25 protein-coding genes are annotated in these 26,962 nt (G+C 65.3%); 15 read left to right on the top strand and 10 right to left on the bottom strand.

What is annotated here, in order from left to right:
• Position 1: 1 nt before the first annotated feature.
• The 3 genes from OUZ49_RS17455 to OUZ49_RS17465 are packed head-to-tail and all read left to right on the top strand — an operon-like array spanning position 2 to position 2,019.
• A complete protein-coding gene (locus tag OUZ49_RS17455; protein WP_266151886.1) occupies positions 2-367 on the top strand; it encodes an EamA family transporter in 366 nt (121 codons plus the stop codon).
• 4 nt (positions 368-371) lie between these two features.
• Positions 372-809, top strand: a complete 438-nt coding sequence (locus OUZ49_RS17460; protein ID WP_266151887.1) for a DMT family transporter — start codon at positions 372-374, stop codon at positions 807-809.
• Between the two features lies 1 nt (position 810).
• Positions 811-2,019, top strand: coding sequence for a DegT/DnrJ/EryC1/StrS family aminotransferase (locus OUZ49_RS17465; protein ID WP_266151888.1), 1,209 nt, complete (start codon positions 811-813; stop codon positions 2,017-2,019).
• Between the two features lie 110 nt (positions 2,020-2,129).
• Here the strand turns inward: OUZ49_RS17465 and OUZ49_RS17470 are convergent, their stop codons facing one another.
• Both OUZ49_RS17470 and OUZ49_RS17475 read right to left on the bottom strand, forming a co-directional pair.
• Positions 2,130-3,005, bottom strand: a complete 876-nt coding sequence (locus tag OUZ49_RS17470; RefSeq protein WP_266151889.1) for a hypothetical protein — start codon at positions 3,003-3,005, stop codon at positions 2,130-2,132.
• Entirely contained in the window at positions 2,992-4,050 is a 1,059-nt protein-coding gene (locus OUZ49_RS17475) for a peptidogalycan biosysnthesis protein (RefSeq protein WP_266151890.1), read from the bottom strand. Before OUZ49_RS17475 ends, OUZ49_RS17470 begins: the two co-directional genes overlap by 14 nt.
• A 224-nt stretch (positions 4,051-4,274) precedes the next feature.
• Between OUZ49_RS17475 and OUZ49_RS17480 the strand changes: the two genes are divergently transcribed.
• Positions 4,275-4,529 carry an acyl carrier protein gene (locus OUZ49_RS17480; RefSeq protein WP_266151891.1) on the top strand — a complete coding sequence of 85 codons (255 nt, stop codon included), beginning with the start codon at positions 4,275-4,277 and terminating at the stop codon, positions 4,527-4,529.
• Between the two features lie 3 nt (positions 4,530-4,532).
• Positions 4,533-5,747, top strand: a complete 1,215-nt coding sequence (locus OUZ49_RS17485) for a beta-ketoacyl-[acyl-carrier-protein] synthase family protein (RefSeq protein ID WP_266151892.1) — start codon at positions 4,533-4,535, stop codon at positions 5,745-5,747.
• 823 nt (positions 5,748-6,570) lie between these two features.
• Here the strand turns inward: OUZ49_RS17485 and OUZ49_RS17490 are convergent.
• Positions 6,571-7,059 carry an NUDIX hydrolase gene (locus OUZ49_RS17490; RefSeq protein WP_266151893.1) on the bottom strand — a complete coding sequence of 163 codons (489 nt, stop codon included), beginning with the start codon at positions 7,057-7,059 and terminating at the stop codon, positions 6,571-6,573.
• A gap of 102 nt (positions 7,060-7,161) precedes the next feature.
• Here OUZ49_RS17490 and OUZ49_RS17495 point away from each other — a divergent pair, with 102 nt between their 5' ends.
• Positions 7,162-7,980 (top strand): phosphodiester glycosidase family protein, encoded by an 819-nt coding sequence (locus OUZ49_RS17495; protein WP_266151894.1) that lies wholly within the window; start codon positions 7,162-7,164, stop codon positions 7,978-7,980.
• A 66-nt stretch (positions 7,981-8,046) separates the two neighbouring features.
• Complete coding sequence (locus tag OUZ49_RS17500) at positions 8,047-10,467, top strand: penicillin acylase family protein (RefSeq protein ID WP_266151895.1); 2,421 nt, start codon at positions 8,047-8,049, stop codon at positions 10,465-10,467.
• Positions 10,468-10,882: 415 nt separating this feature from the next.
• Here the strand turns inward: OUZ49_RS17500 and dapE are convergent, their stop codons facing one another.
• From dapE to map, 7 genes are all read right to left on the bottom strand, one after another.
• The gene (dapE, locus tag OUZ49_RS17505) at positions 10,883-12,016 is read right to left on the bottom strand and encodes a succinyl-diaminopimelate desuccinylase (protein ID WP_266151896.1); all 1,134 of its coding nucleotides are present in this window, start codon (positions 12,014-12,016) and stop codon (positions 10,883-10,885) included.
• Positions 12,017-12,089: 73 nt separating this feature from the next.
• Positions 12,090-13,157: a VIT1/CCC1 transporter family protein gene (locus tag OUZ49_RS17510; RefSeq protein ID WP_266151897.1), complete on the bottom strand. Its 1,068-nt coding sequence runs from the start codon at positions 13,155-13,157 to the stop codon at positions 12,090-12,092.
• A 1-nt stretch (position 13,158) separates the two neighbouring features.
• Positions 13,159-13,518 (bottom strand): Spx/MgsR family RNA polymerase-binding regulatory protein, encoded by a 360-nt coding sequence (locus OUZ49_RS17515; protein WP_266151898.1) that lies wholly within the window; start codon positions 13,516-13,518, stop codon positions 13,159-13,161.
• The gene (locus tag OUZ49_RS17520; RefSeq protein WP_266151899.1) at positions 13,515-14,288 is read right to left on the bottom strand and encodes a hypothetical protein; all 774 of its coding nucleotides are present in this window, start codon (positions 14,286-14,288) and stop codon (positions 13,515-13,517) included. Before OUZ49_RS17520 ends, OUZ49_RS17515 begins: the two co-directional genes overlap by 4 nt.
• An 11-nt stretch (positions 14,289-14,299) precedes the next feature.
• Complete coding sequence (dapD, locus tag OUZ49_RS17525) at positions 14,300-15,229, bottom strand: 2,3,4,5-tetrahydropyridine-2,6-dicarboxylate N-succinyltransferase (RefSeq protein WP_380004544.1); 930 nt, start codon at positions 15,227-15,229, stop codon at positions 14,300-14,302.
• Positions 15,230-15,261: 32 nt separating this feature from the next.
• Positions 15,262-17,910, bottom strand: coding sequence for a [protein-PII] uridylyltransferase (gene glnD / locus OUZ49_RS17530; protein WP_266151901.1), 2,649 nt, complete (start codon positions 17,908-17,910; stop codon positions 15,262-15,264).
• 264 nt (positions 17,911-18,174) lie between these two features.
• Positions 18,175-18,942, bottom strand: a complete 768-nt coding sequence (gene map / locus OUZ49_RS17535; RefSeq protein WP_266151902.1) for a type I methionyl aminopeptidase — start codon at positions 18,940-18,942, stop codon at positions 18,175-18,177.
• Positions 18,943-19,284: 342 nt separating this feature from the next.
• Here map and rpsB point away from each other — a divergent pair, with 342 nt between their 5' ends.
• The 8 genes from rpsB to rseP all read left to right on the top strand — a co-directional run bounded on the left by rpsB (position 19,285) and on the right by rseP (position 26,865).
• Entirely contained in the window at positions 19,285-20,166 is an 882-nt protein-coding gene (rpsB, locus tag OUZ49_RS17540) for a 30S ribosomal protein S2 (RefSeq protein WP_266151903.1), read from the top strand.
• Between the two features lie 59 nt (positions 20,167-20,225).
• The gene (gene tsf, locus OUZ49_RS17545) at positions 20,226-21,104 is read left to right on the top strand and encodes a translation elongation factor Ts (protein ID WP_266151904.1); all 879 of its coding nucleotides are present in this window, start codon (positions 20,226-20,228) and stop codon (positions 21,102-21,104) included.
• Positions 21,105-21,336: 232 nt separating this feature from the next.
• On the top strand, positions 21,337-22,059 hold the full coding sequence (pyrH, locus tag OUZ49_RS17550) for a UMP kinase (RefSeq protein WP_266151905.1): 723 nt from the start codon (positions 21,337-21,339) through the stop codon (positions 22,057-22,059).
• 101 nt (positions 22,060-22,160) lie between these two features.
• Positions 22,161-22,718, top strand: coding sequence for a ribosome recycling factor (frr, locus tag OUZ49_RS17555; protein ID WP_266151906.1), 558 nt, complete (start codon positions 22,161-22,163; stop codon positions 22,716-22,718).
• 18 nt (positions 22,719-22,736) lie between these two features.
• Positions 22,737-23,477, top strand: coding sequence for a polyprenyl diphosphate synthase (gene uppS, locus OUZ49_RS17560; RefSeq protein WP_266151907.1), 741 nt, complete (start codon positions 22,737-22,739; stop codon positions 23,475-23,477).
• 13 nt (positions 23,478-23,490) lie between these two features.
• Positions 23,491-24,309, top strand: a complete 819-nt coding sequence (locus tag OUZ49_RS17565; RefSeq protein WP_266151908.1) for a phosphatidate cytidylyltransferase — start codon at positions 23,491-23,493, stop codon at positions 24,307-24,309.
• Positions 24,306-25,496, top strand: coding sequence for a 1-deoxy-D-xylulose-5-phosphate reductoisomerase (locus OUZ49_RS17570; protein ID WP_266151909.1), 1,191 nt, complete (start codon positions 24,306-24,308; stop codon positions 25,494-25,496). The genes OUZ49_RS17565 and OUZ49_RS17570 overlap by 4 nt, the downstream gene beginning before the upstream one ends.
• A 22-nt stretch (positions 25,497-25,518) precedes the next feature.
• Positions 25,519-26,865 carry an RIP metalloprotease RseP gene (gene rseP / locus OUZ49_RS17575; RefSeq protein WP_266151910.1) on the top strand — a complete coding sequence of 449 codons (1,347 nt, stop codon included), beginning with the start codon at positions 25,519-25,521 and terminating at the stop codon, positions 26,863-26,865.
• The last annotated feature ends 97 nt before the right edge of the window (positions 26,866-26,962 follow it).

A 26,962-nucleotide genomic window follows, 5' to 3' on the forward strand; every position in this document is an offset into this window, starting at 1 on the left:
AGTGACTCCTCTGGTCGTCACGTTGTGGCTGCTCAATGTCACCCTCGATACCGTTGGCCAGCTCGCCTTCAAGGCGGCAGCCAGCGATCCGCGGGCGGGTGATGGCTTCGCGCGCTGGCGTTACATGCTGGCGCGCCCGTGGATCTGGGTCGGCATCACGTCTTACGTGGCCGAGTTCCTGGTGTGGATCGCCTTCTTGTCGCTGGTCGACCTTTCCGAGGGCGTGCTGCTGGGTTCGATCAATATCGTCGTGATCATGATCGCCGGCCGCATTCTGTTCCGCGAAAAGCTCACACCGCTGCGCGTCACCGGCATCCTGCTGGTGACGGCGGGCGTGGCCATCGTCGGCGTGGCCGGTGGAGGCTGAACCCATGAGTCGCACTCGCTTCTACGCCATCGGCTTCACCATCCTGGTGCTGTTCGACACGCTCGTGCAGCTGAGCTTCAAGTACGCCGGCAACCACGCGTTTCCGCCCGAGGCGAACTGGGCCTGGATCGTGCGCGTGTTTGGCCATCCGTGGATCTACTTCGCGGTGATCGGCTACGTGGGCAACTTCTTCACTTGGATGACCCTGCTCAAGCACGCGCCGATCGGGCCCGCGTTTGCGGTCACTCATCTGGAAGTGGTCAGCGTGATGATTTTCTCCGCGTGGCTGTTCCAGGAGCCGCTGACCTGGCCGCGGGTACTCGGCGCGGCCGTGATCGTGGCCGGCATCCTCTGCCTCGCCTTCGCCGAAAGCGGCGCGCATCCGGAACACGATGCGCCCACCGAGGCCAAGGGTGCGCTGGGCGTCGCCGCGGGCGACTGACATGCCACAGGAGCTGCCGCCCACCGCTGGTCTGCCGCTTCGCGTCACCGACCTGCTGCCTGGCCGCGCGCCGTTCGCCGAGCGCGTCGCCCACTGGCTGGAGGTCGAGCAGCTGCAGCTGGAATGCTCCGGCACGGCCGCGATGGTGGTGGCGCTGCGGGCCATGCATCGCCTGCGCCCCCAGCGTGACGAAGTCGTGGTGCCGGCATGGACCTGCCCGCTGGTGGCCTTGGCGATCCATCGCGCAGGACTCCGGCCGCGGCTGTGCGATCTCGCACCCAATCATTTCGACATGGATGCCGCGCAGCTTGCCGCCCTGGCGGGCAAGCAGACGCTGGCGATCGTGCCTACGCACCTGGCTGGCCGTGTCGCCGACGTCAATGCAGCACTCGACGTCGCCCATCAGACCGGTGCCTACGTGCTCGAGGATGCCGCGCAGGCGCTGGGCGCCACGCAGGACGGACGCAGCGCCGGCCTGCTGGGCGATGCCGGCTTCTTCAGTCTCGCCGTGGGCAAGGGACTCACCTTGTTCGAAGGCGGCCTGCTGATGGCGCGGGATACGGTGATGCGCGATGCGTTTGCCGCCAGCCACCGGGCGACCATCCAGCGCGACCCCGGCATGGACTGGAAGCGGGCGCTGGAATTGACCGGCTATGCGCTCGCCTATCGCCCGTCGCTGTTGCCGCTTGCTTATGGTCGCCCCTTGCGCAGGGCACTGGCGGCCGGCGACCCCGTGGCCGCCGTCGGTGACGATTTCGGTCCCGATATTCCGTTGCACACCGTAAGCCGTTGGCGCCAGGCGGTTGGCGCGCGCGCGCTGAAACGGCTTCCCGACTTTCTCGAGGTCACGCGAACTCAGGCGTTGAAGCGCGTTGCGCAACTACGACAAATACCCGGCATTACCGTTTTCGACGACGCGCCAGGGCAACGCGGCGTGTGGCCGTTCCTGCTGCTCACCCTGCCCAGCGAGGCCATCCGAGATGACGCGATGCGTACGCTATGGACCGCCGGCCTAGGGGTCAGTCGCCTGTTTATCCACGCCCTGCCGGACTACGCCTATCTGCGCGATATCGTTGCCGATACGCCGCTGCCACATGCCCGCGACTTCGCCGCGCGTTCGCTCACCATCACCAACAGTCCGTGGCTGGACGACACCAGGTTCGCAGCGATCTGCACCGAACTGAAACGCGCCATCGCCAGCGCGCTGTAGCCAAGTTTTGAGATGCCACATCCTTGCTCGTGGCCGGAATCAGCCGGCGCTCGCTGGCCTCGCCTCAAGCAGAGCCAGGGCGTGACTGGCTCAGTCTGGTGGTCCCAGGGTTAGGCGCCGCTTGCGGCAATCGCGGCCAACAGCCGCATGTTGAGCGCGCGCTGCTGCGTCTGCCAGGCATCCAGTTCGCTCTGCGGAATCGGCGACTGCCCGTCCATGCCGCTGAGCAGCCGCTTCCACCACGTCGTGTATTGATACGCCGAAACCTCGCCATTGATATCGCTGGCAATGATGCGTCCACGCAGGGCTTCGATGATGGCCATCGCGTGCTGTTCTTCCAGCCGGCCCTGGTCCCAGTTGGTGCGCGCGGTGTCGACGCTGAACGCGTCCTTGTCGATCGACAGATAAGTCGCCTGCGGCGCCTGCCGCAGCTGCTGGACAAAAGCACGCGTGAGCGCATCCGGACCCTCGAAGCGATGGAACGCGTTGGCGAGGCCCCAACGACTGGCCCAAGCCACATCGACGTCCATGCACCAGTAGCTGAGCTTGCCGGCCCGCAGCGGGCGCAGATAGTTTTCCCAGGCATGCTTGGCGCCGATGTCGCCCGACGTGATGCCCACCACATGCACATGCGTCACGAACGGCAGGATGGCCACCCGGCGCACCCAGGACCCGCAATGAATGCCCCAGGGAAAGCGCATATTGTCGGGGTGGTTATCGAACACCACCAACTGGAACGGGCCGCGCGAACGCTGTCGCTGTACCAGCGGCCAGGTGAGATGGTGATAGTCGCCCGAGCCCATCAACACCGTGCCGTAGTCGGCAGGCATCCGCGCATCGAGATACTGGCCCAGCCGCTTGAACGTGCCCAGCGTGCAACCGAAGCGGATCGCTTCCTGCCAGTCCGACAGCGCCAGCTCGGTCGCACCGGGGATCGGCCCCACCGAGCTATCGAAGTCCAGAATCAGTGGATCACGCTTGCTCATGGGCGGCCCATTGGCTATCGCTCTCGAAGAACCGCCCCAGTCGCCGCGCCAGCATGCGCAACAGCGGATTGCGCAGGTAGATCGCGTGCCGGGTCAGGGTGAATTGTGCGCCCAGATAGGCCTTGATTTGCGGGTCGGTCCAGCCGGCCACGTAGTGGGTCAGACCCTGCGCGCGCGCCCAGGCCAGGTTGTGGAACCAGCTGGTGAAATACAGGTTCTGCTCGCGCGCCTGCGGATAGGCAAAACCCACGTACTTGTCGATCAGCTTGCCCCCCACGGCGAAACACAGGTTCCAGCCGATCAGCTCGCCTTGATGGCGATACACGAACACCACCCCGCCGTTGGCGGCGTCACGCAGCACCGCGGCGAAGAAGGCGCGGCTGAGCTTGTCGAAGTGGATCTCGCTCTGCGCAAAGACGTTCTCGTAGAGCCCGTAGTACGCGTCCACCACGGCATCGTCGGCAAACAGCGCGTCGCCGCAGCGAAGCTCGTCCACCGTGACCTCGTCCCGCTTGCGTAGCTTGCGGCGGATGTCCTTGCGCCGTCCTGAGGACAGGCGTGCGAGGTACTCGTCCTCGCCGGCAAAATCGATCGGCACATAGGCCAAGGCCTGCCCTTCCAGCAGCACGAAGCCAGCTTCCTGGCAGGCCTCGGCAAAGCGCCCGCACCATGCACCGCTGGCCGCGTCGAACAAGGGCGAGGCCTGCGGGATGTCCTTGACGATCAACAGCCGCTGGCCACGACCCAGCTGGTCGCGCAAGGCGGCAGGCAGGCGCCCGGCATCGGCGTCGCGTGGGAACAGCGCGTACTCGGACACGGTGGTGCCCACGAAGGCCGTACGCCAGCGCAGCAGCCGTCCCCACCAGCCGTAGCCGGGTGCGCGCACGATCTTCTGCCGGACCTCGGCATCGGCCGTCGTCAACAGGTCGAAGGGCGCCACAAAGGCCGGCGTGCCGGCCGCTTCCAGCACGCGAAAGTCGATGGGGGGATGCTCGGCAAACCGGGCGATCAATGCATCCGGTTCGAGCTGGTTAAGGTACTGCACACGGCTTTTCCGCTGGGTTCAGGCCCATAGCATACGATCCCCACCCCCAATACAGGCAGACCGGGTGCCGTATAAGGTTCGCGAAAGGCACCCTGTGCAGGATGGACTTACCGGTTTTTGCGCGTCGGGATTCTGGACATTACCCTGACGGTTCGTCAGGCTTGGGAAAGGGCATCGATCCGATGCTGCTAGACCTCGGCGCCATGGAATCCAGGAAAGTACACATGAGCACAGTTCAGCAGGACACGTTCGACATCATTGCAAAGCAGGCGAAGATCGATATCGCAACGATCACCCCGCAATCCACCTTGAAAGATCTGGGCATTGCTTCACTGGACGCCATCGAGGTGATCTTCGATATCGAAGAGCATTTCAATATCAATCTTCCCAACGAAGACACCGACCTCGAGAACGGCACGGTCGGCCATCTCGTCGAAGCCATCGAGCGTCAGCTCGCACAGAAGCCTGCCAGCGAATAAGCCATGCGCCGCATCGTCATCACCGGCATGGGTGCGATTTGCGCACTCGGCCATGACGCGCCTTCCACCTGGAAGGCGATGACCGAGGGCCGGTCCGGCATCGGTCCCATCCACCACATCAAGCCCGGTGAGCTGCGCAACGGTGGCATTGCCGCCGAGATCAGCGACTACGACCCGGCGAACTTTTTCGATGAGGCGCGCCGCGCCATGCTCGACCCCTTCAGCGAGTACGCGCTGATTGCGGCGAATGAAGCGATCCGCCAGTCCGGCATCAGTTTCGCCGGTGAATCTGCCGCGCGGACCGCGGTGGTGATCGGCACCGGCGTCGGCGGCGAGACGACGCGCGATGGGATGTATGAACGCCTTTACGGCGAACACCAGGGCCGCTTCCATCCGCTGAGCATCGTGCGCTTGATGACGAATGCGGCAGCCAGCCAGGTGAGCATGGTGCATGGCATCACCGGACCTGCCTTCGTAGTGGCCACCGCCTGTGCCTCGTCGAATCATGCCTTCGCCCAGGCTGCCATGATGATCCGTGCCGGCCTGGTCGATGCCGCGGTAGTTGGCGGCACCGAAGCCTGCATCACGCTGGGCACGCTGCGCGCGTGGGAAGCCATGCGCGTACTGTCGCCCGATACTTGTCGCCCGTTCAGCGCTGGCCGTCGCGGCCTGGTGCTGGGCGAAGGCGCGGGCATGTACGTGTTGGAAACGCTCGAATCGGCGCAGGCGCGCGGGGCGAACATCCTGTGCGAGCTGGTCGGCACCGGCATGAGTTCGGACGCGGGCGATATTGCCGCCCCCTCCGAAATCGGCGCCGCCGCGGCGATGAACCTCGCCCTGCGTGATGGTGGGCTGTCGCCTGAAGACGTGGACTATATCAACGCGCACGGCACCGGCACCGTCGCCAATGACAGCACCGAGACGCGCGCGATCCATCGCGTATTCGGCGCACACGCGCGCGAACTGGTGGTGTCCTCGACCAAGCCCATGCACGGCCACGCGCTTGGCGCGGCCGGCGCCTTGGAGCTGATCGGGGCTGTCGGTGCGATCCGTGATGGCATCGTGCCACCCACGCTCAATTACCTGGGCCCCGATCCGGCCTGCGACCTGGATTACGTGCCGAACGAGGCGCGTGCCATGAAGGTCGACGTGGCGATCAGCAACTCGTTTGCATTCGGCGGGCTCAATGCGGTGGTGGCCGTTCGGCGGGCGCCGTAGTCCACCTCGCCCCTCTCTGCGCTCCTTCGCGGGAGAGCTCTACCCCCTTCTCCCGTCCGGGGAGAAGGTTGGGATGAGGGGCGGGTGCTCGCCTTTGACGCGACAATCGAGCGCCATGGCCAGCTTGCCGCTTACGCAGCGGGCGTTCCGAACCGCTGCCGCGGTCCGGGTCACTTTTCTTTTGCTGGCCCAAAAGAAAAGTAACCCAAAGAAAATGGCCTGAAGAGCTCATAGCATTGCGTGGGATGCGAGCCTGACGGGCGCGGCCAGCCGGATAGGTGGCGGCCCACGGCCGCTACACAGCGGCTACACCGCAACGCGCCGAGGCGCAGAGGGCTCAAAGCGTGGGTGGCGGTGTGGTCCTGTGAGAGTCGGAATAGCACGGGCGTATCGACCGTCGGCCGGACCTGCTTTAAGTCCTCACCGCTGTGGCGCGTTGCGGTGTAGCCGCTGTGTAGCGGCCTTGGGCCGTCAGCTAGTTGCTTGCCCAGACCTTCCAACGCTTCTATCCAACGGAGTGCTACCAGCTCTAGGGGCCATTTCTTTGGGTTACTTTTCTTTGGGCCAGCAAAGAAAAGTGACTCGGCTGCCGGCAGGCAGTCGAAACGCCCGCTGCGTAAGCGGCAAGCTGGCGATATCGCTCGGTCAACGCGTCATCGCGAGCACCCACCCCTCATCCCAGCCTTCTCCCCAAAGGGGAGAAGGAGCAAGAAGCTCGGCGCTCAGTTGTCGCGCTACCGCGAGCACCCGCCCCTCATCCCAGCCTTCTCCCCGGAGGGGAGAAGGAGAAAGAGAAGGAGCTGGCGCGCGCCAGCCGACCCACTCACAAGCGCGAGAATGACCACGACTGCATGCGCCCATCCCGGTATGGCATCACACCGTGGAAGGGGCGCGGGTCATCGTCGAACACCAGCGGCAGGAAGTGCCTGTCACCCTCCCACATGGGCAATTCCATCAGGCGGTTGAGCGGCACCCACTCCAGCGTGCCTTCGGGATTGCTGGTCAGCGGCGTGCCGCTGAAGCTGTCGATGACGAAGATGAAGCCAAGCCAGTCTTCGCCTTGCTTGCCGAAGCCCGGCCAGTTGAGCGTGCCGCGCATGGTCATCGACTCGCAGACGATGCCAGCCTCCTCCAGGATCTCGCGGCGCATGCAGGCGGCAATGTCCTCGACCGCTTCCATCTTGCCGCCCAGGCCGTTGTATTTGCCCAGGTGCTGGTCGTCCTGGCGCGCGTTGCGGTGGATCATCAGCACTTGCCGTCGATCGGGCGACAGCACGTAGCCAAGCGTGGCGACGATAGGCATATAAGGCATGGGGCTGCCAGGTGTTGGGAAAGCGCCAGTTTAGAGCCTGTGCCCATGCTTCGCTTGCTTAGGCCTTGCACGAATCGGGCTGGGCCGGCGACCATCAGGGGTATGCACACGTCCTCCAACCGACGTCCATTCCATCGCCGCGTGGCCGGCCAGCTGCTCGCACTGCTGGTGCTATGCGGCAGCGTGGCCGGTTGTGCGCGGCAGACGCAGGCCGTTGATGGCAGCGAGCGCGTCTTCGAAGGGCAGAATTTCCGCGTGGTCAGCATCGACATCAAGCGCGAGTCGCTGAGCCTGCACTGGAAGGACCCGGACAGCGGCGAGCCCTACGCCAACATCAACACCTTGCGCCAATGGGGCATGTCGCACGGCAGGCGCATGCTGTTCGCCGCCAATGCCGGCATCTATGACCGTCAGTTCGCACCGCTAGGCCTGTTCGTGGAGAACGGCAAGACCTTGGTGCCGTTGAATCTCGCCCATGGCAATCCGTCCTCGGGCAACTTCTCGCTGCTGCCCAATGGGGTGTTCGCGATCTACCCCGACGGCCATGCCGCCGTGCGTACCAGCGCCGATTTCAAGGCCGACAACAAGCCAGTGCGATGGGCCAGCCAGTCCGGCCCGATGCTGGTGATCGATGGCAAGATCAACTATCAGTTCATCGACGACTCTGCGAGCCTGAAATGGCGCAGCGGCGTCTGCGCCAAGACGCCGCATGACGTGGTCTTTGCGGTAAGCGAAGCACCGGTGAATTTCCACACCTTCGCACGGCTGTTCAAGGACGAGCTAGGCTGTCGCGATGCCTTGTACCTGGACGGCACGATTTCGCAGGTCTACGTGGAGGGCGAAGGCTATGCCGGTGCGCCCACGTTCATGGTGAAGCCCTACGCCGGCATTTTCGCGGTGTTTGCCCAACCGACGCTTTGACGCCGACGCACGCATGCTGTCGGTCTTGATCTTCCACCCTCACCAACGGACCGACTGACGCGCGCCATGACCAAACCACGACGCTTCCGCTGGCTACGTTATTTGATCGGAACCTTGCTGATCCTGCTGATCGGCATCTTTGCCACCGGCTGGTTCCTGCTTGCCGGCAGCCGCGCGCGGCTCGATGGCGAGGTGCATCTGCGCGGACTCCAGGATGCCGTGTCGATCAGCCGCGATGCGCTGGGCACGGCTACCCTGCAAGGACAGCATCGCGACGACCTCAGCTATGCACTGGGCTATGTGCATGCGCAGGAACGTTTCTTCGCGATGGACCTGATGCGTCGCCTGCCTGCAGGTGAACTCTCCGAACTGGTGGGCAGCAAAGCGCTGGATACCGATCTCAACCATCGCCGCCATCGCCTGCGCAGCGTGGCCGAAGCCGCCTATGCCCAGCTCGACGCCGCGCAGAAGCACACGCTTGACGTTTACGCCGCCGGTGTCAACGCCGGCCTTGCCGATCTCCACGTGAAGCCGTGGGAGTACTTGTTGCTGAACGCCAAGCCGCAGGCCTGGCGTCCGGAAGATAGCTTCCTGGTCATCGCGGCGATGTACCTGGACCTCAACGGCGACGGTCGCAATGAGCGCGAACTGCATATCGCCGAATTGCGCTCGGTGTTGCCCGCCCCGCTGGCGGACTTCCTGCTGTCGCCCGATCCGGACTGGGAAGCGCCGCTGCAGGGTGACCTCTCGCGCCCGCCAGTGATCCCCGCTGCCGACGTATTCGACCTGCGCCAAGCGCCGTCCGCGACCAAGGGCGACAGCAGCGCGCTGACCGCAGCCCTGCTACCCGCCCTCGATGAAGCGCGGCCTGGCAGCAACAGCTTCGCCGTCGCCGGCAGCCTCACCGAGAACGGTTCGGCCATCCTCGCCAACGACATGCACCTGAGTCTGCGCGTACCCAATATCTGGTTGCGCACGCGCCTGCGTTACCCCGACCCCAGTGCACCTGGCGGCCAACGCGATGCCAGTGGCCTTACCCTGCCCGGCACACCCGCGCTGGTGGTGGGCTCCAATGGCCAGGTCGCCTGGGGTTTCACCAATAGCTATGGCGACTGGCTGGACTGGGTGCGCGTGCAGCGCGACCCGAGCGACGCGACCCGCTACAAGGTGCCTGAGGGTTGGGCCACGATCGAGGCGCACGACGAAGTCATCCGCATCAAGGACGCGCCGAGCCATACGCTGAAGGTGGAGGACACGCGCTGGGGCCCGATCATGGGCACGGACACCGACGGCACGCCCTTGGCCCTGGCCTGGATCGGCGATCGCCCGCGTGGCTACAACGTCAATGTGATGCAGTTGGAGCACACCGATAGCGCGCACGCCGCGCTCGACCTTGCGCCGACTTTCGGCATGCCGCCGCAGAACCTGCTGGCGGCCGACAGTGCTGGCCATATCGGCTGGACCGTCACCGGCAACAGCATGCCGCTGCGCAAGGGCTTCGATCCGCAGGTGCCGTCCGACTGGTCGGCACCCGATACGGGCTGGGTGGGCTGGGTCGAGCCGTCGCAATATCCACGCATCGAAGATCCCGCGGACGGTCGCCTATGGACGGCCAACAACCGCACGGTGGATGGTGCCGAGCTCGACCTGCTCGGCAATGGCGGCCACGACCTCGGCGCCCGCGCGCAACAGATTCGCGACGACCTGCGCGCGCGCAACAGCTTTACGCCGGGCAACCTGCTCGACGTGCAGCTCGACAACCGCGCGCTGTTGCTCACCCGCTGGCAACGCCTGCTGCAGGACACCCTGGCCAGCACACATGACCCCGAACTGGAGCAGTTGCGCCAGCTCACCGCCACCTGGACCGGCCGCGCCGCGCCGGAAAGCGTGGACTACCGCCTGGTGCGTGCCTTCCGCGACAAGGTGAAGGAGAACGTGCTGGCGCCGTTCGTGGCCCAGGTAAAGCAGCATCACGACGATTTCAGCTGGCCCGGCATGATCGACGCCGAGGCTGCCGTATGGGCCTTGCTGCGCGATCGCCCCGCCCATCTGCTCGATCCCAAGTACGACAACTGGAATGCGCTGTTGCAGGATGCTGCGCACCAGGTGATCGACGAGCTCGGCAAACAGCCGGGCGGCCTGGCCGCACGCAACTGGGGCGAGATCAATCGCACCGCCATCCGTCATCCGCTGTCGCGCGCGCTCCCCTCGTTCATCGGTCGCATGCTCGACATGCCCGATGAGGCGCTGCCCGGCGACAACAATATGCCGCGCGTTGCCCAACCTGGCTTCGGCGCGTCGGAGCGGCTGGACGCCATGCCTGGCCATGAGGCGCAAAGCATCCTGCACATGCCCGGCGGCCAGAGCGACAATCCGTTGTCGCCGTTTCACGGTGCCGGCCAGGAGGACTGGGTCAACGGGCGCCCCACGCCGCTGTTGCCGGGACCTGATCAGCACACGCTGACGTTGGCGCCTATCGCATCGTAGCTTCGACGGAAAGAAATCTCCGGGGGACGCAGTGCGCGAGTTTTGCTCCTTCTCCCCTTCGGGGAGAAGGTTGGGATGGGGGGCGGGTGCTCGCGGTCACGCGATAACCGAGCGCTATCGCCAGCGTGCCGCTTACGCAGCGGGCGTTTCGACTGCCTGCCGGCAGCCGAGTCACTTTTCTTTTGCTGGCCCAAAAGAAAGTAACCCAAAGAAAATGGCCTGAAGAGCTCGTAGCATTACGTTGAATGCGAGCCTAACGGGTGTGGCCAACCGGATAGGTGGCTGCCCACGGCCGACACACAGCGGCTACACCGCAACGCGCCAAGGCGCAAAGGACTTAAAGCGTGGGCGATGTCGTGGTTATCTGAGCAGCGGGACAAAGCTCGGATGTAACGTTGTCGCGAGCATCCGCTCTTCAACCCAGCAATCGTTCGCACACGGCCTGATAAAGCGACGGAAGCCTTTCCAGGTCGGCCACCGCGACACATTCATCCACCTTGTGGATGGTGGCGTTGACCGGACCGAGTTCGACCACCTCGGCACCCAGCGGCGCGATAAAGCGGCCATCGGAGGTGCCGCCGCCGGTGCTTTCCTCCGGTTCGATGCCGCACAGTTCACGGCAAACGGCGACGACGGCTTCGCGCACGGCGCCGCCCGGCGGCGTGAGGAACGGCTCGCCGGAGAGCGACCATTCGATCTGCCAGTCAAGGCCATGTTTATCGAGCAAGGTCTCGGTGCGAGTGCGCAGGTCCGCGGCGCTGCTGGCCGTGCTATAGCGAAAATTGATCAGCGCGGTCAGCGTGCCGGGAATGACATTGTTCGCGCCGGTACCGGCATTGAGATTGGATACCTGGAACGAGGTGGGCGGGAAATCCTGGTTGCCCTCATCCCAGCGCTCGGCCGCGAGTTCGGCCAGCGCCGGCGCAAAGGCGTGAATCGGATTCTTTGCTTTCTCGGGATAAGCCACATGCCCTTGCACGCCGCGCACGGTTAGCGTGCCCGACAATGAGCCGCGGCGTCCGACGCGAATCAGGTCACCGAGTCGAGCCTTTGACGAAGGCTCACCCACCACGCACCAGTCGATGCGCTCGCCGGTGCTGCGAAAATGCTCGGCCACCCGGCGCACGCCATCGAGATTGGTCGGACCTTCCTCGTCACTGGTGAGCAGCAAGCCGACGCGGCCACGGTGGGCCGGGTGCGCCTTGACGAAGGATTCCAGCGCCACCGTCATGGCGGCTACCGAACCTTTCATGTCGGCCGTGCCACGGCCATAGAGATGGCCATCGCGCACGACCGGATCGAAAGGATCGCTCGCCCATTGTTCGACGGGTCCCGTGGGCACCACGTCGGTATGCCCCAGAAAGACCAGCAGCGGACCACCATGGCCATGCGTGGCCCACAGGTTGTCGACTTCGCCGACGCGCAGATGCTCTACCTGGAAACCTGCGGCCGCCAGCCGATCACCCAGCAGCTGCTGGCAACCGGCATCGTCGGGCGTCACCGAACGACGACGAATCAGCTCACAGGTGAGATCGAAGACGGCAGACATGGGTTTCCCTCAAACAAATAAACGACGCGCGAGCCGCGCGTCGCGCTGCACGCAAACATAGGCTGCGCACTCTTCATCCGGTAAGCGCCACGCCCAGGAAGTGGCCTACGGCGTAGGTGACGCCCGCTGCCGCGACCGTGATCGCCAGTTGCCGCGCAATCGAGAACAACATGCTCCGGCCAGTGAACAAGGCCGTGCCCATGCCAATCAGTGCGAGGCCGGCAAGCGTCGAGGCGATGCACGCCAGGAAAGCGGCGCGGCCGCTCAGGAACAGATACGGCGCTACCGGAAACAGCGCGCCGAGCGCAAACAGGCAGAACGAGGAAATCGCCGCGCCGTAGGCAGAACCACCCAGTTCCTCAGGGTCGATGCCCAGGTCCTCGCGTACCAGCGTGTCGAGTGCAGTCCGCGGACGCTCCGTGAGATGTTCGGCCAGGGCCTCGGCGGTCTTTGGCTCCAGGCCTTTCTCGCGATAGATACCCGCCAGGCTGCGCGTGCCGTCTTCCGGCGCCACCGCCAGGCGTTCGGCACGTGCGGAAATTTGCGCCTGATAAAACTCGCGGGAGCTGTTTACCGACAGCCACTCGCCCAGCGCCATCGAACAGGCGCCCGCCACCAGCCCGGCAAAACCGGCAAGCAGGATCGCATGGTCCCCGGAGGCAGCACCGGCCATGCCCATCACCAGGCTGCCGTTGGAAACAAGTCCGTCGTTTGCGCCGAGCACCGCCGCGCGCAGGGTATTGCCGCTTTGCGTGCGATGACGCCCACTGCGCGTCGTCGGCGCCTGCGGCTCCAGAAAGTGATCGCGATAACCACTGCGATCCACCGGTGTGGGCAGATGATCGGCATGTTCGAGCCGAACCACCGTGGGCATCACGAACTCGGTGCCGAATCGGCGCGCGAACCAGGTCAGCACATGGACACGCACGCCGATACGCGGCGCGAGCACTTCGGCGCCGATCTGCTTAAGCCGATCTTCCCAGAACAACGCATTGGCGCGTTCGCCATCGGCAATGCGGCCATAGGCACGGCGCAGACGTTCGTCGCCGGCCAGCTCGGCCAGGCGATCATAAAGCGCGGCATTGTCGCGCTCGATGCGCAGGTTGCTGCGATAGTGGCGTGGCGAACGTGGCCTGCTCATCTCACTTGCCGAACAGTTTCTTGAAGCCGTTATCGGTAAAGCCCACGCTGACCGCACCATCGCCTTGCTGCACCACCGGGCGGCGGATCAACGCGGGATACTCCTTGAGCAACAGCGTCCACTCCGGGTCACTGCCAGGGTTCTTGCGCTGCGGCAGCAGGTTGCGCCAGGTGGTGGAAGACTTGTTGACCAGCTTCTCCCAGCCGCCCAGATGTTGCGCCCACTCTTTCAGTGTCGCCGCGGGCACCGGTTGAGCGCGATAGTCGACGAAAGCGTGTGCCACCTCGAAGCGATTGAGCCAGTTGCGTGCCTTCTTGCAGGTATCGCAATTGGGCAGGCCATAGAGCGTGAGAACTGTCATGGATTGGAATCCGTTTTCAGGCGCTGCTGCTTCAACATGCGCCAGATGAAATAGAACGCCGCCGCCGCACCCAGATGCTTGATGGTATGTCCGCTGACGATGCCACCGGTCAGTTGGAAGATCTCACCATCGAGTCTTTCACAGACAAAGGCGAAGGCATAGCAGACCAGGGCGGGGATCATCAGCCGGCGCCCGGTCCAGGGCGTCGGCAACCACGCCAGCGCCAGCAGGATCAACAGGATCGCACCGGCCTGCGCCATCAGGTAGGGCAAGAAGTTACCGCTGAACTTCCAATACACCACGCTGCCCATGCCAAGCAGGGTCAGCGCCAGCAAGGGCAGCAGCGAGCGCCAGTTAAGCCGCTCAGCGAAGGTCGCCGCGAGCAAGGGCATGAAGACCACCGTCATCGGCAGGCGGTCCCATACCAGCCGCGCATCCGACGGCGCCCAGTGGTAATAGCTGGAACCGAAAGCCGTGAGCAAAAGGCCCAGGAACATCAGGTCATAGCCATACCGCGACGCCGCCCCCATGGCACGCACGGCGGGCGTACGCATGACCGCCAGACCCGCCAGGCCGGCCAGCAGGAACGCGATATTGGAGGCGACATTGCCGAAGTTGGGCATGCCGAGCCAGGCGCGCTTGTCGGCGAAATCGTGATAGTCCTGCGGCTGCGCCACGGGCGGCAACACCAGGGCCAGTACCAGCAACACCGCGCCCAGCAACGCCAGTGCATAAGCACGACGTCGAATCACGCTGGGCAGCGGCGGCACTGGCGACTCCATCACTCGCCCAGGCGCAGCAGTTCGTTGATACCAGTCTTGCTGCGCGTCTTCTCGTCCACCTGCTTGACGATGATCGCGGCGTACAGGCTGTGCGTGCCGTCCTTGGACGGCAGGCTGCCGGCCACCACCACGCTGCCCGCCGGCACGCGGCCATAGCTCACCTCGCCCGTGGCTCGGTTGTAGATCCGCGTCGACTGCCCGAGGAATACGCCCATGCCGATGACGCTGCCCTTCTCCACGATCACGCCTTCGACGACTTCCGAACGCGCACCGATGAAGCAGTTGTCCTCGATGATGGTTGGATTGGCCTGCAGCGGCTCCAGCACGCCGCCGATGCCGACGCCACCGGATAGATGCACGCCTGCACCGATCTGCGCGCACGAACCCACCGTGGCCCAGGTGTCGACCATGGTGCCGGCCCCCACGTAGGCGCCAATGTTGACGTAGCTCGGCATCAGCACCGCGTCCCTGGCCACGTGCGCGCCACGACGGACCAGGGCGCCCGGCACGACGCGCGCACCCAGGCCCTGCAGCTCGGCATCATTGCCATGGGCAAAACGCAGCGGCACCTTGTCGAACGCCAGCGCCGGGCCGCCATCGACGACCTGGTTGCCATTGAGGCGGAAGTACAGCAGCACGGCCTTCTTGATCCACTGATTCACCGTCCAGCCGCCGTTGCCATCGGGCTCGGCGACGCGACGTTCACCGGACTCCAGCAGGTCGATCACCTGCTCCACGGCCGGACGCAGATGCGTATCGATCTCGGCCTGGGTCAGTGCGTTGCGGCGCTCAAAGGCGTCGTTGATAAGGGTTTCGATGCTTTGCATGGGCGTTCGCTGGCAAGGGGATACCCGTGCATGGTAACCGCCCTGCGGCCTTCGAGAAACGAGCAAGGGCCGTGGATTCCACGTGCCAGCAACGCTGCTCACGCCCTGCTCACGCCGCCGGCGCGCCGCGCTGGCTAGGCGCGCTTGGCCGTACCCAGTCTTTCCAGTAGCGCTTGCAGCAAACGATCCTGCTGCGCGATATCGAGTGGCGCATCGTGACGGTCGGTGATCAGGAAGAAGTCTTCCACGCGCTCGCCAAACGTGGCGATGCGCGCGTCATGCACGCGCACGCCGGCATCCGTCATCGCCTGCGCCACCGCCGCCAGCAGGCCGGGCCTGTCACTGCATACCAGGGCCAGGCGCGTGCGGCCGCCGACCGTGCTGAACGCGATCTTCGGCGCTGCCTGGAAATGCTTGAGGTGGCGGGACATGCTCCGCCGCGACGGCTGATGTACGTGCCCCGGCTGGGACAATGCACGATGCAGTCGCTGCTTCAATTCTTCCGCGCGCTCGGCGCTGGCCGGCTGCTGCGTGTCGGACTCCAGCAACAGGAACGTGTCCAGCGCCATGCCCGTGGGCGAACTGAGAATGCGCGCCTCCATCACCGACAAATGCAGGCGATCGAGCATCGCCGTCACTGCAGCAAACAGACCATCGCGATCAGGTACGTAGACAAACAGCTCCGTGGTGCCGCGGATCGACTGGGGATGAACCGCCACCAGCGGCGTGGCGCCTTTCGCCTGCAATACGGCTGCGGTCTGCCAGGCAATCTGCTCAGGGTGGTGACGCAGGAAGCTCGACTCGGGAAAGCCACGCCACACGCGCATGCACGCATCGGCCGTGAAGCCCTCGCCTTCCAGCAGCGTCAGGGCCTGTTCGCGACAGGCGCGCACCCGCGCCGCCGCGTCCGGCGGTAACTCATCCTCGCTGCCCAGCGCATAGCGTGTGGCGGTATAGAGGTCCGCCAGCAGGCGGTCCTTCCATCCATTCCACAGCTTCGGGCTGGTGCCGATGATGTCGGCGATGGTCAGCAGATAGAGCAGGTCCAGCCGCTCGCTGGTGTCGACGGTCTCGGCGAAGCGCTGCACCACGTCCGGATCGGTAATGTCCTGCCGCTGCGCCGTCGTGCTCATCAGCAGGTGCCAGCGCACCAGCCAGGCGACCAATTGCGTGTCGGCCTCGGGCAAGCCGAGCCGCCGCCCGAAGGCAAGCGCCTCTTCTTCGCCAAGCACGGAGTGATCGCCACCTCGTCCCTTGGCGATGTCATGGAACAGCGCGGCGAGCAGCAACAGCTCCGGCTGGGCTAGCGTGGGCCATATCTCGCAGGCAATGGGAAACTCCGCCGCCGCAGCCGGATCGGCGAAGCGGGCCACATTGCGCAGCACGCGCAGCGTGTGCTCGTCCACTGTGTAGACATGGAACAGGTCGTACTGCATGCGACCGAACACCGTGCCGAACGCGGGCAGGATGGCCGCAAGCAGGCCATGGCGGTTCATGCGCCACAACGCCTCCACCGCGGGAGCTCCCAGTCGAAGCAGGCGCAGGAACGCCGCCAGCACATCCGCATCGTCGGCGAGCGAGCGTTCCAGCGCCGCGGTGGCCTGGTGAATACGGCGCATCGTGTCCGCCGTGAAGCCGACGATGCCCTGCTCCCCCAGTCGCACGATGAAGGCCTCTACCAGGGCGGCGGGGCGGCGCATGAACAGGTCCGGATCGCGCACCGCAAGGCGCTTGCCGTAGCGGATGAAATCCTCGCCGACCGCCTGCGCGGCGCTTGGCGGCTCGAGCATTTCCTCGAAGCGCTCGGCGATCTGCACGCCCAGGCGCTCCACCTGGCTGGCGGCGCGGTAGTAGCCCTGCATGAATTGCTCGACGCCGAGGTTCTTCTCGTGTTCGTCCTCGAAGCCGAGCCGCGTGGCGAGCGCACGCTGGTAGTCGAATAGCAGGCGCTCTTCGGCGCGTCCCGCCTCAAGATGCAGGGCAAAACGGTAATGGCGCAGCGTTGCCTCGGCCTGCTCGAGCGTGTTCTTTTCCGCGGGGTCGAGCAGCCCTTCGCCGACCATGTCATCGAAGTCGTCCGCATGCGCCAGGCGACGACCCAGCCAGCGCAAGGCATCGAGTGTACGCAGGCCGCCAGGGCCATCCTTGAGGTTGGGCTCGAGGTTGTACGCCGTATCGTTGTAGCGCGCATGGCGCGCATCGCGCTCGGCCAGACGCACCGCCAGGTACGCGGCAGGCGGCCACAACGCCGGATCGGTGGTGATGGCGGTGATGCTCTCTTCCAACGCCGGGTCACCGACCAGTCGCCGGGCATCCAGCAGGCTGGTGAATACGCTCGCGTCGTTGGCCGCCAGCGCGCGGCATTGCGGCAGATCACGCACCGCATGCCCCACTTTCAGCCCGATATCCCACAAGGTGGCGAAGCACTGTTCCAGCGCACGCAGGCGCGCCGGGTCGGACGGCCCCACCAGGGCCAGCAAATCCACGTCCGAATAGGGAAACAACAAGCCGCGGCCAAAGCCACCGACGGCAAACAAGGCCGCGCCGGAGACCTCGCCCAGGCATGCACTCCACACGTGGGCGACGATGCGCTGCACCGATTCGCTACGCCGCCGCGCCAGTGCGCTGGCATCGGCGCCATCGCGAAACGCCGTGGCCAGGGCGCGATCGACGTCACCCAGCAATTGCCGCAATGCGCGACGTGCATCCGATGACACGCCCGAACGCGGCACCGCCGCCGGCAGGCGAGGCAACGGAGGCAACACGATCGGGGCGACAGGCATGGGCTCGGTGCGCGTGAGGCGGTTCAGCAAGTCTGCCACGCATGGGGGCGGGACGCAGGATCGATGCGGCGGTGATTGGAATTCCCTGCGGGAATAAACTCAAGGTAGCCAGCGGCCGATTGGACGCTAGCGAGCGGCGACGCTGGGGCAAACAAGATAAGCCGGCACCATTGAAACGGTAACGCCAGCGTGGCCCCTCACCCCAACCCTCTCCCCGGCGGGGAGAGGGAGCAGAGAAGGGTCGCCGAAGCGACCCTATTCAGCTCAGGGCGCGTCAGGCCAAGGGGTCAGGATCTCGAACCCATCGTCGGTCACCGCAATGGTGTGCTCCCACTGCGCCGACAGCGAATGGTCCTTGGTGACCACCGTCCAGCCGTCCGGCAGCTGCTTGGTCTGCGGCTTGCCCGCATTGATCATCGGCTCGACCGTGAAGGTCATGCCCTTTTTCAACTCCAGGCCGGTGCTCGGACGCCCGTAGTGCAGCACCTGCGGCTCGTCGTGATAGACCTTGCCGATGCCATGGCCGCAATACTCGCGCACTACCGAGAATCCGGCCGCTTCGGCATGCTTCTGGATGGCGTGACCGATGTCGCCGAGCGTCGCGCCCGGGCGCACGGCCTGGATGCCCTGCATCATCGCCTCGTAGGTGGTGTCGACCAGGCGCTTGGCCAGTACCGACGGCGTGCCGACGAAGTACATGCGGCTGGTATCGCCGTGCCAGCCATCCTTGATGACGGTGACATCGAGATTGATGATGTCGCCGTCCTTCAGCAGCTTGCCCGGGCTGGGAATGCCGTGGCAGATCACGTGGTTGACCGAGGTGCACAAGGTCTTCGGGAAGCCGTTGTAGCCGACGTTGGCGGGGGTCGCCTTCTGCACCTTGACGATGTGCTCGTAGGCGAGCCGGTCCAGGTCTTCGGTGGTGACGCCAGGCTTGACGTGCTCCTTGAGCATGGCCAGCACTTCGGCGGCCAGCTGCCCGGCCACGCGCATGCCCTGGATGTCTTCGGGGGTTTTCAATGTAACTGCCATAGTTCCGCTCACATGGCGTCGAACCGGCCGCATTCAAGCGATGCATGCCGGCGACTTGCCGCTACGCCGGCTTACCGGCTACAATTTCGAAGTTTTGCTGACCCCATGTGCCCGTCTCTACGGTTCCCACATGACGTCGCAATGCGAGGGAGATTGTAACCGCGCTGCGGCGCAAGCTCCCAAGTCCTTGAATGGACTACCAAACGCCACACACGTGTCGGCACCGCCTTCGGGGTGCCTCGGTTCGCCTTTACAGACAACAGGCTACCGCGGTCGAAGTCGGGGATGCGTGGAGGTCCCAACCCCCGGGCTCTTCAAGCCCTTAGCAATTGGAGTTACACCATGGCTCAAGTCACCATGCGTCAGATGCTCGAAGCTGGCGTGCATTTCGGTCACCAGACCCGTTACTGGAACCCGAAGATGGCCCCGTACATCTTTGGTGCGCGCGGCAAGATCCACATCATCAACCTCGAGAAGACCCTGCCGCTGTTCACCGACGCGATGAACTTCCTGTCGGCGATCGCGCAGAAGCGCGGCACCGTGCTGTTCGTCGGCACCAAGCGCTCCGCTCGTGAGCCGTTGGCCGAGGAAGCCGCACGCGCCGGCATGCCCTTCGTCACCGCCCGCTGGCTCGGCGGCATGCTGACCAACTTCCGCACCGTCAAGCAGTCGGTTGCCCGCTTGAAGGAGCTGGAAGCCGCCGAGACCGACGGCAGCTTCGAAAAGCTGGTCAAGCACGAAGTGCTGGCCCGTCGCCGTGAGCGCGACAAGCTCGAGAACTCGCTGGGCGGCATCAAGGACATGAACCGTCTGCCGGACGCGCTGTTCATCATCGATATCGGCCACGAAGACATCGCCGTGCAGGAAGCCAAGAAGCTCGGCATCCCGGTCATCGCCGTGGTCGACACCAACTACAACCCGGAACTGGTCGACTACGCCATCCCGGGCAACGACGACGCCATCCGCGCCATCCAGCTGTACGCCCGCGCCGCTGCCGACTCGATCCTGGAAGGCAAGGCCGCTGCGCCGGCCGCCGCCCAGGGCGACGCCAACGAGTTCGTCGAGCTGGACGAGGAAGGCAACCCGGTTGCCAAGGACGAGCGCAAGGCCGCTCCGCCGCGCCGCGACAACCGTGGTCCGGCCAAGAAGGGCGCCGGTGCGCCGCGTCGTGACGGCGGCCGTGGCCGCGGTCGTGGCGACGAGTCGTCGTCCGACGGCGAGTAAGCCTGCCCCGCCCCGACCCTCATGGGTCGGGGCGCATCAAAGATTTTTGAGGAACCCAGATGACTGCCATTACCGCAAAACTGGTTAGCGAACTGCGTGAGCGTTCGGGCGCCGGCATGATGGATTGCAAGAAGGCGCTGGTCGAGAACAATGGCGACATCGAAGCCGCTGTCGAATACCTGCGCAAGACCGGCCTGGCCAAGGCCGACAAGAAGGCTGACCGCGTGGCCGCCGAAGGCCGCGTCGCCACCGCCCAGGCCAACGGCCAGGCCGTGCTGGTCGAAGTGAACAGCGAAACCGATTTCGTCGCCAAGGCGCCGAATTTCATTCAGTTCACCAACGAAGTGGCCGCAGCCGTGCTGGCTTCCGGCGCTGGCGACATTGACGCCGCCAAGGCCGCCGCCTTCCCGGGCGCCGACAACGTCGAGTCCGCCGCCAAGGCCCAGACCGCCACCATCGGCGAGAAGATCGAAGTGCGCCGCGTTGCCCGCATCGCGAACGATGGCCCCCTGGCCACCTACTCGCACGGCGGCAAGATTGGCGTGATCGTGGCGCTCAAGGGCGGCTCGGAAGAGCTGGCCAAGGGCATCGCCATGCACGTGGCAGCCATGAACCCGCCGCACATCAAGGCCGAGGACGTTCCGGCCGAGTTCATCGCGAAGGAAAAGGACATCGCGCTGAGCCAGATGACCGACAAGGACAAGGCCAAGCCGGCCGAGATCCTGGAAAAGATCATCTCCGGCAAGATCAACAAGATCGTCTCGGAAGTGACCCTGGTCGGCCAGCCGTACGTGCTGGACACCAATGTCACCGTCGGCGACGCCCTCAAGAAGGAAGGCGCTGAGGTGGTTGCCGTGGCCCGTCTGGTCGTAGGCGAAGGCATCGAGAAGGTGCAGGAAGACTACCTGGCCGAAGTGGCGAAGGCGATGCAGGTCTAAGGACCTCGCCGTTGTCGGGCCCGGAAAAGCCGCGGGAAACCGCGGCTTTTCTGCTTTTTGAGAGCCGTTCCCGACCTACCCTCCCCACGCCGGATGCCAGCCCACCTCCGGGGCGGACGCCGAGCTCGAACCAGGACCGGGCCACCCGCCCCGTGACGGCATAAAACTCTTACCCGTTCGCGTCGCTGTCGTTACAATGCGTGCGTTTTGCCCCACACAATCCGGAGACCCCATGAGCGCTCAGCTTAACTATCGTCGTATCCTGCTCAAGCTCTCCGGTGAAGCCCTGATGGGCGAGGCCGACTACGGCATCGACCCGAAAGTGATCGGCCGCCTCGCCGACGAAATCATCGAAGTACAGAAGGCGGGCATCCAGATCGGCGTGGTCATCGGCGGCGGCAATATTTTCCGCGGCGCCGGCCTCGCCGCGGCCGGCATGGATCGCGTCACCGGCGACCACATGGGCATGCTGGCCACGGTGATGAATGCGCTGGCCATGCAGGACGCGATCGAGCGCCGCGGTGGCTTCGCCCGCGTGATGAGCGCGATCCCGATCCACGACGTCGCCGAGGACTACATCCGTCGTCGCGCGATCCGCCATATCGAGAAGGGTCGCATCGTGCTGTTCGCCGCCGGCACCGGCAACCCGTTCTTCACCACGGACTCGGCTGCCGCACTGCGCGCGGTGGAAGTGGGCGCGAACCTGCTGCTCAAGGCGACCAAGGTCGATGGCGTCTACACCGCCGACCCCGCACGTCACGCCGACGCCACCCGCTACGACCATCTCACCTACGACCAGGTCATCGAACGCAAGCTGGCGGTGATGGATACCGCAGCCATCGCCCTGTGCCGCGACCACGGCATGCCGCTGCGCATCTACGACATGACGGTCGCCGGCAGCCTCATGCGCATCATGCGCGGCGAGGCCATCGGCACGCTCGTTTCCGAGGACTGATCCACGCGGCTCCGGCCTGACCCGGAGCCGTTCCACCGCGGCTTCCGGGCCGACCCTGCCTGCTATACTCGCGGGCTTGCACGCTATACCGGGTGACTTCCATGCTTAACGACATCAAGAACGATGCCCAGACCCGCATGGGCAAGAGCATCGACTCGCTCAAGCACGACCTGACTCGCCTGCGCACCGGCCGCGCCAGTACGGCGCTGGTGGAGGGCATCAAGGTGCCCTACTACGGCTCGGACATGCCGCTGAATCAGGTCGCCACGATTGCGCTGGGTGACTCGCGCTCCATCATCATCACCCCGTTCGAGAAGAGCCTGATCGGGCCGATCGAAAAAGCCATCATGGCTTCGGATGTCGGCATCACGCCGACCACCGCTGGCGTGGTCATTCGCCTGAACATGCCGCCGCTGACGGAAGAGCGCCGCAAGGAGCTCGCCAAGCACGTGGCGCACGAGGGCGAGAATGCGAAGGTTGCGATCCGCAATGTGCGTCGCGATGCCCTGCAGCAGGTCAAGGATCTGCTCAAGGAAAAGCAGATCACCGAAGACGAAGAGCGCAAGGCCGAGGACGAGATCCAGAAGCTGACCGACCGCTTCGTCAAGGATGTCGACAGCGTCGTGAAGCACAAGGAAGAGGAGCTGATGGCGCTCTGAGCGCCATTGCCCTGCACTATGACCAGCAGCGCCGATCCTGCGCGAATACCGCGCCACATCGCCATCGTGATGGATGGCAACGGCCGCTGGGCGAAGCTCCGCCACCGGCCACGCACTTTTGGCCATAACGCTGGACGCAAGGCGGTCCGTGACGTGGTCGAGGGCTGCCTGCGCCAGGGTGTCAAGGTACTTACGCTGTTCGCTTTCTCCAGCGAGAACTGGCAGCGTCCGCAGGAAGAGGTCGGCGCGCTGATGGAGCTGTTCCTGCGCGCGCTGGACAAGGAAGTGGACGAACTGCACAGCAACGAGGTGCGCCTGCGTTTCGTCGGCGACCTCAGCGCGTTCGACAACGGCATGCGCCAGCGCATGACCGCCGCCATGGCGCGAACGGCCGGCAATGATGCGCTGCATCTGAATGTGGCGATGAACTACGGCGGCCGCTGGGACATCGTGCAGGCCGCACGCAAGGCGGCCGAGTCGGTGGCGCGCGGCGAACTGCGTGCGGAAGAGATCGACGAGGCCCTGCTCGGCCACTGGATGAGCCTGGCCGACCTGCCACCGCTCGATCTGTTCATCCGCACCGGCGGCGAATGCCGCGTCAGCAATTTCTTATTGTGGCAACTGGCTTACGCTGAGCTACATTTCACCGATACCCTCTGGCCCGACTTCGACCAGGCTTGCCTGCGCAGCGCCATCGAGGACTATGCACGCCGTGAACGCCGCTTCGGCCGTACCGGCGAGCAAGTTGCCCAGCGATAACCCAAGGACCCACATGCTGCTCCAGCGCACCCTTACCGCACTGCTGCTCGCTCCGTTGGTGATCCTGCTGATCCTGCTGGCGCCGAATGGGTTGTTTGCTCCCATTGTCGCCATCGCCTTTCTCGCCGCCATGTGGGAATGGACCAGCCTTTCCGGCTTTCAGGACACCACCCTGCGTGGCGCGCTGGTCGCGCTTACCGCCGTGCTGCTGGCCCTGTGCTGGTGGGTGCGCGATAGCGCCTGGTGGCCGCTGCTGATCGGTGTAGGCGTCGCGTGGTGGGTGCTGACGGGCCAATGGTTGCGTCACTTTGCCTTCGCTGCCGCGCCGACCCGCGAAAACCGTCTGATCAAGCTGGGCGCTGGACTGCTGGTGATCGTGCCGGCATGGGTGGCGGTGGTATCCGTGCACGGCTCGGGCGACCGCGGCCAGTGGTGGACCCTGCTCGCCCTGTTCATCGTCTGGGCCGCGGACATCGGCGCCTATTTCAGCGGCCGCCAGTTTGGCCGGCGCAAGCTCGCGCCCACCATCAGCCCTGGCAAGACCTGGGCTGGCGCCTATGGCGCCCTGGTGGCCGGCGCCCTGGTCGCGCTGGGTGGCGGCTTGCTGCTGGGCCTGCATGACGGCAAGCTGGCCGGCCTGCTGGTGCTGTCGGTGATTACCGTGGTCGCATCGATCGTCGGCGACCTGCTGGAAAGCCTGATGAAGCGGCATGCCGCGGTGAAGGACTCCGGCAGCCTGTTCCCCGGCCACGGGGGCCTGCTGGACCGCCTCGACAGCGTGTTCGCGGCCATGCCCGTGTTCGCGGCCGGCATGCTCCTGCTGAGCCTATGAACGCCTCCGTTTTGCGCAAGGTCGCCGTGCTTGGTGCCACCGGCTCGATCGGCGGCAGCACGCTCGACGTGATCGCCCGCCATCCGGAGCGCTTCCGCGCCAGCGTGCTTACGGCGCACAGCAATGTCGCGGAGCTGGCGGAGCTATGCGCCCGGCACCAGCCCGACCTGGCCGTGATCGCCGACCCTGCCCTGGAGGGCGAGCTGGCGCGTCGCCTGGCCGCGTCCGGGGTGCGCTGTGAGATTGCCAGCGGCCACGACGCCATCACGGCGGCCGCGTCGGGCACGCTGTGCGATACCGTAGTCGCCGCCATCGTCGGCGCCGCCGGCCTCGACTCGACCCTTGCGGCCGCACGGACCGGCAAGCGCCTGCTGCTGGCCAACAAGGAATCCATCGTGATGGCAGGGCCGCTGCTGCTGGAGGCGCTGGCCGCCGGTGGCGGTGAGCTGATTCCGGTCGATTCCGAGCACAACGCGATCTTTCAGTGCCTGCCTGGCGGCCGCCCCGAGCTGGCGCGCAGCGGCGTGCGGCGCCTGATCCTCACCGCTTCGGGCGGACCGTTCCGCGGCCGCACGCGCGCCGAACTGGCCGGGGTCACGCCGGAGCAGGCCTGCAAACACCCCAACTGGGTCATGGGCCGCAAGATTTCAGTCGATTCGGCCACCTTGATGAACAAGGGTCTCGAAGTCATCGAGGCGCATCACCTGTTTGGCGCCCCGGCTGAGGCCATCGAGGTGCTGGTGCACCCCCAGAGCCTGGTGCATTCGCTGGTCGATTACGTCGATGGCTCGGTGCTTGCGCAACTGGGCAACCCGGATATGCGCACCGCCATCGCCCATGCACTGGCCTGGCCGGAGCGCATCAGCGCGGGCGTGCCCGCGCTAGACCTCGCCTCCTGCGCACCGCTGGCGTTCGAGCAGCCCGACCTGGCCACCTTCCGTTGCCTCGCGCTGGCCTTTCAGGCGCTGCGCGCCGGCGGTGACGCACCGGCCATCCTCAACGCCGCGAACGAGGTGGCGGTCGAGGCCTTCCTGGCCGGCGGCCTGCCCTTCCTGGCGATCGCCGATCTGGTCGAGAGTGTCCTTACGGAACTGCCGGCCGAACCCGTGGTCGATCTCCAGTCTCTGAATGAACGCGACCGGACGGCCCGTGAAGCCGCCCGACGCATTCTCCGCAACCTGTGCTGACAAGCCTGATAAGCTCTTACTGATGAATCCTTTCTTTGGCTCGGTGTTCTGGTTACTGGTCACGCTCGGCGTGCTGGTCACCTTTCACGAATTTGGCCACTACTGGGTAGCACGGCGCTGTGGCGTCAAGGTGCTGCGTTTCTCCGTGGGCTTCGGCAAGGCAATCTGGAAGCGCATCGGCCGCGACGGCACTGAGTATCAGGTGGCCATGATCCCGCTGGGCGGCTACGTGAAGATGCTCGACGCGCGCGAAGGTGACGTCGATCCCGCCCTGGCTGGCCAGGAATTCACCAGCAAGCCGGTGTGGCAGCGCATCGCCATCGTCGCCGCGGGCCCGGGCTTCAATCTGATCTTCACCGTGGTCGCGTTCTGGTTCATGTTCATGCTGGGCAAGCCCGACATGGCACCCGTCGTCACGGCCGCGCCGCAGAGCCTGGCGGCCGAAGCCGGGATTCGCGCGGGCGACCGCATCCTGAGCGTGGACGGCAAGCCGGTGGCGACCTGGAGCGACTCCATGGATGCCGTGGCCAACGGCATGCTCGGTCGCGACCCGTTGCCGCTGCAGGTGCGAGGCGCGGATGGCTCGGTGCGCCAGCTGGTGCTTCCGCTCAACCAGCTGCCCGCGGGTGAGGATATCGGCCAATACCTGGACAAGCTGGGCCTGAAACTGGCGCCTTTGCCGCCCGTGGCCGCCACGGTTTTGCCGGGCAAGCCGGCCGAGCAGGCGGGCATGCAGGGGGGCGACCGGATCCTCAGCATCAATGGACACGCCGTCGCGGGCTACGAGGACTTCCAGGAGCTGATTCCGCAGGAAGCGGCCAAGTCGCCGACCTTGAACGTGCTGGTCGAGCGCGCCGGCAAGACCCTGCCGCTGTCGATCACGGCACGCATGGAGTCGCTGGAAGGCCATCCCCCCAAATGGGTGATCGGCGTGTCTTCGCTTGAACGGGAGCAGGCCGTGCTCCGCTATGGGCCGCTGAAGGCCATGGGCGCTTCGCTGCAGACCACCTGGAGCAGCACGGCCGCCACCTTCAACATGATCGGCAAGATGCTGACCGGCCAGGCCTCGACCAAGAACCTGTCCGGGGTGATCGGCATCGCCCAGGTCGCGAACGCATCGGCAAGCATGGGGGCCGGCTGGTTCCTGAGCTTCCTGGCCATGGTGTCGCTAAGTCTTGCGATTCTCAACCTGCTGCCGATCCCCGTCTTGGACGGCGGTTACCTGCTGTATTACCTTATTGAGTTGGTCAAGGGCAGCCCTGTCAGTGAGCGTGTGATGATGGCCGGCCAATATGTCGGCCTGGTCCTGCTATTCACGTTAATGGGGTTGGCCTTCTACAACGACATCCATCGCATCCTGCCCTCGTGACGCGCTCGGCTAGTGGCAAAAGCCGTGCAGTGCCCGCGGGTGATGGCGTGCCGACGTTTCGCGCTTCCACGTGCGCGACTCAACGGCATCGCGGTGG

Origin of the sequence: Dyella halodurans, assembly GCF_026283925.1 — a bacterium.
Taxonomy (GTDB): domain Bacteria; phylum Pseudomonadota; class Gammaproteobacteria; order Xanthomonadales; family Rhodanobacteraceae; genus Dyella; species Dyella halodurans.

Excerpts from the sequence above, each read along its gene's own strand:
- OUZ49_RS17460 (WP_266151887.1), top strand. The coding sequence starts at position 372 with ATGAGTCGCACTCGCTTCTACGCCATCGGCTTCACCATCCTGGTGCTG.
- OUZ49_RS17465 (WP_266151888.1), top strand. The coding sequence starts at position 811 with ATGCCACAGGAGCTGCCGCCCACCGCTGGTCTGCCGCTTCGCGTCACC.
- OUZ49_RS17470 (WP_266151889.1), bottom strand. The coding sequence starts at position 3,005 with ATGAGCAAGCGTGATCCACTGATTCTGGACTTCGATAGCTCGGTGGGG.
- OUZ49_RS17480 (WP_266151891.1), top strand. The coding sequence starts at position 4,275 with ATGAGCACAGTTCAGCAGGACACGTTCGACATCATTGCAAAGCAGGCG.
- OUZ49_RS17485 (WP_266151892.1), top strand. The coding sequence starts at position 4,533 with ATGCGCCGCATCGTCATCACCGGCATGGGTGCGATTTGCGCACTCGGC.
- OUZ49_RS17490 (WP_266151893.1), bottom strand. The coding sequence starts at position 7,059 with ATGCCTTATATGCCTATCGTCGCCACGCTTGGCTACGTGCTGTCGCCC.
- OUZ49_RS17495 (WP_266151894.1), top strand. The coding sequence starts at position 7,162 with ATGCACACGTCCTCCAACCGACGTCCATTCCATCGCCGCGTGGCCGGC.
- OUZ49_RS17500 (WP_266151895.1), top strand. The coding sequence starts at position 8,047 with ATGACCAAACCACGACGCTTCCGCTGGCTACGTTATTTGATCGGAACC.
- dapE (WP_266151896.1), bottom strand. The coding sequence starts at position 12,016 with ATGTCTGCCGTCTTCGATCTCACCTGTGAGCTGATTCGTCGTCGTTCG.
- OUZ49_RS17510 (WP_266151897.1), bottom strand. The coding sequence starts at position 13,157 with ATGAGCAGGCCACGTTCGCCACGCCACTATCGCAGCAACCTGCGCATC.
- OUZ49_RS17515 (WP_266151898.1), bottom strand. The coding sequence starts at position 13,518 with ATGACAGTTCTCACGCTCTATGGCCTGCCCAATTGCGATACCTGCAAG.
- glnD (WP_266151901.1), bottom strand. The coding sequence starts at position 17,910 with ATGCCTGTCGCCCCGATCGTGTTGCCTCCGTTGCCTCGCCTGCCGGCG.
- map (WP_266151902.1), bottom strand. The coding sequence starts at position 18,942 with ATGGCAGTTACATTGAAAACCCCCGAAGACATCCAGGGCATGCGCGTG.
- rpsB (WP_266151903.1), top strand. The coding sequence starts at position 19,285 with ATGGCTCAAGTCACCATGCGTCAGATGCTCGAAGCTGGCGTGCATTTC.
- tsf (WP_266151904.1), top strand. The coding sequence starts at position 20,226 with ATGACTGCCATTACCGCAAAACTGGTTAGCGAACTGCGTGAGCGTTCG.
- pyrH (WP_266151905.1), top strand. The coding sequence starts at position 21,337 with ATGAGCGCTCAGCTTAACTATCGTCGTATCCTGCTCAAGCTCTCCGGT.
- frr (WP_266151906.1), top strand. The coding sequence starts at position 22,161 with ATGCTTAACGACATCAAGAACGATGCCCAGACCCGCATGGGCAAGAGC.
- uppS (WP_266151907.1), top strand. The coding sequence starts at position 22,737 with ATGACCAGCAGCGCCGATCCTGCGCGAATACCGCGCCACATCGCCATC.
- OUZ49_RS17565 (WP_266151908.1), top strand. The coding sequence starts at position 23,491 with ATGCTGCTCCAGCGCACCCTTACCGCACTGCTGCTCGCTCCGTTGGTG.
- OUZ49_RS17570 (WP_266151909.1), top strand. The coding sequence starts at position 24,306 with ATGAACGCCTCCGTTTTGCGCAAGGTCGCCGTGCTTGGTGCCACCGGC.
- rseP (WP_266151910.1), top strand. The coding sequence starts at position 25,519 with ATGAATCCTTTCTTTGGCTCGGTGTTCTGGTTACTGGTCACGCTCGGC.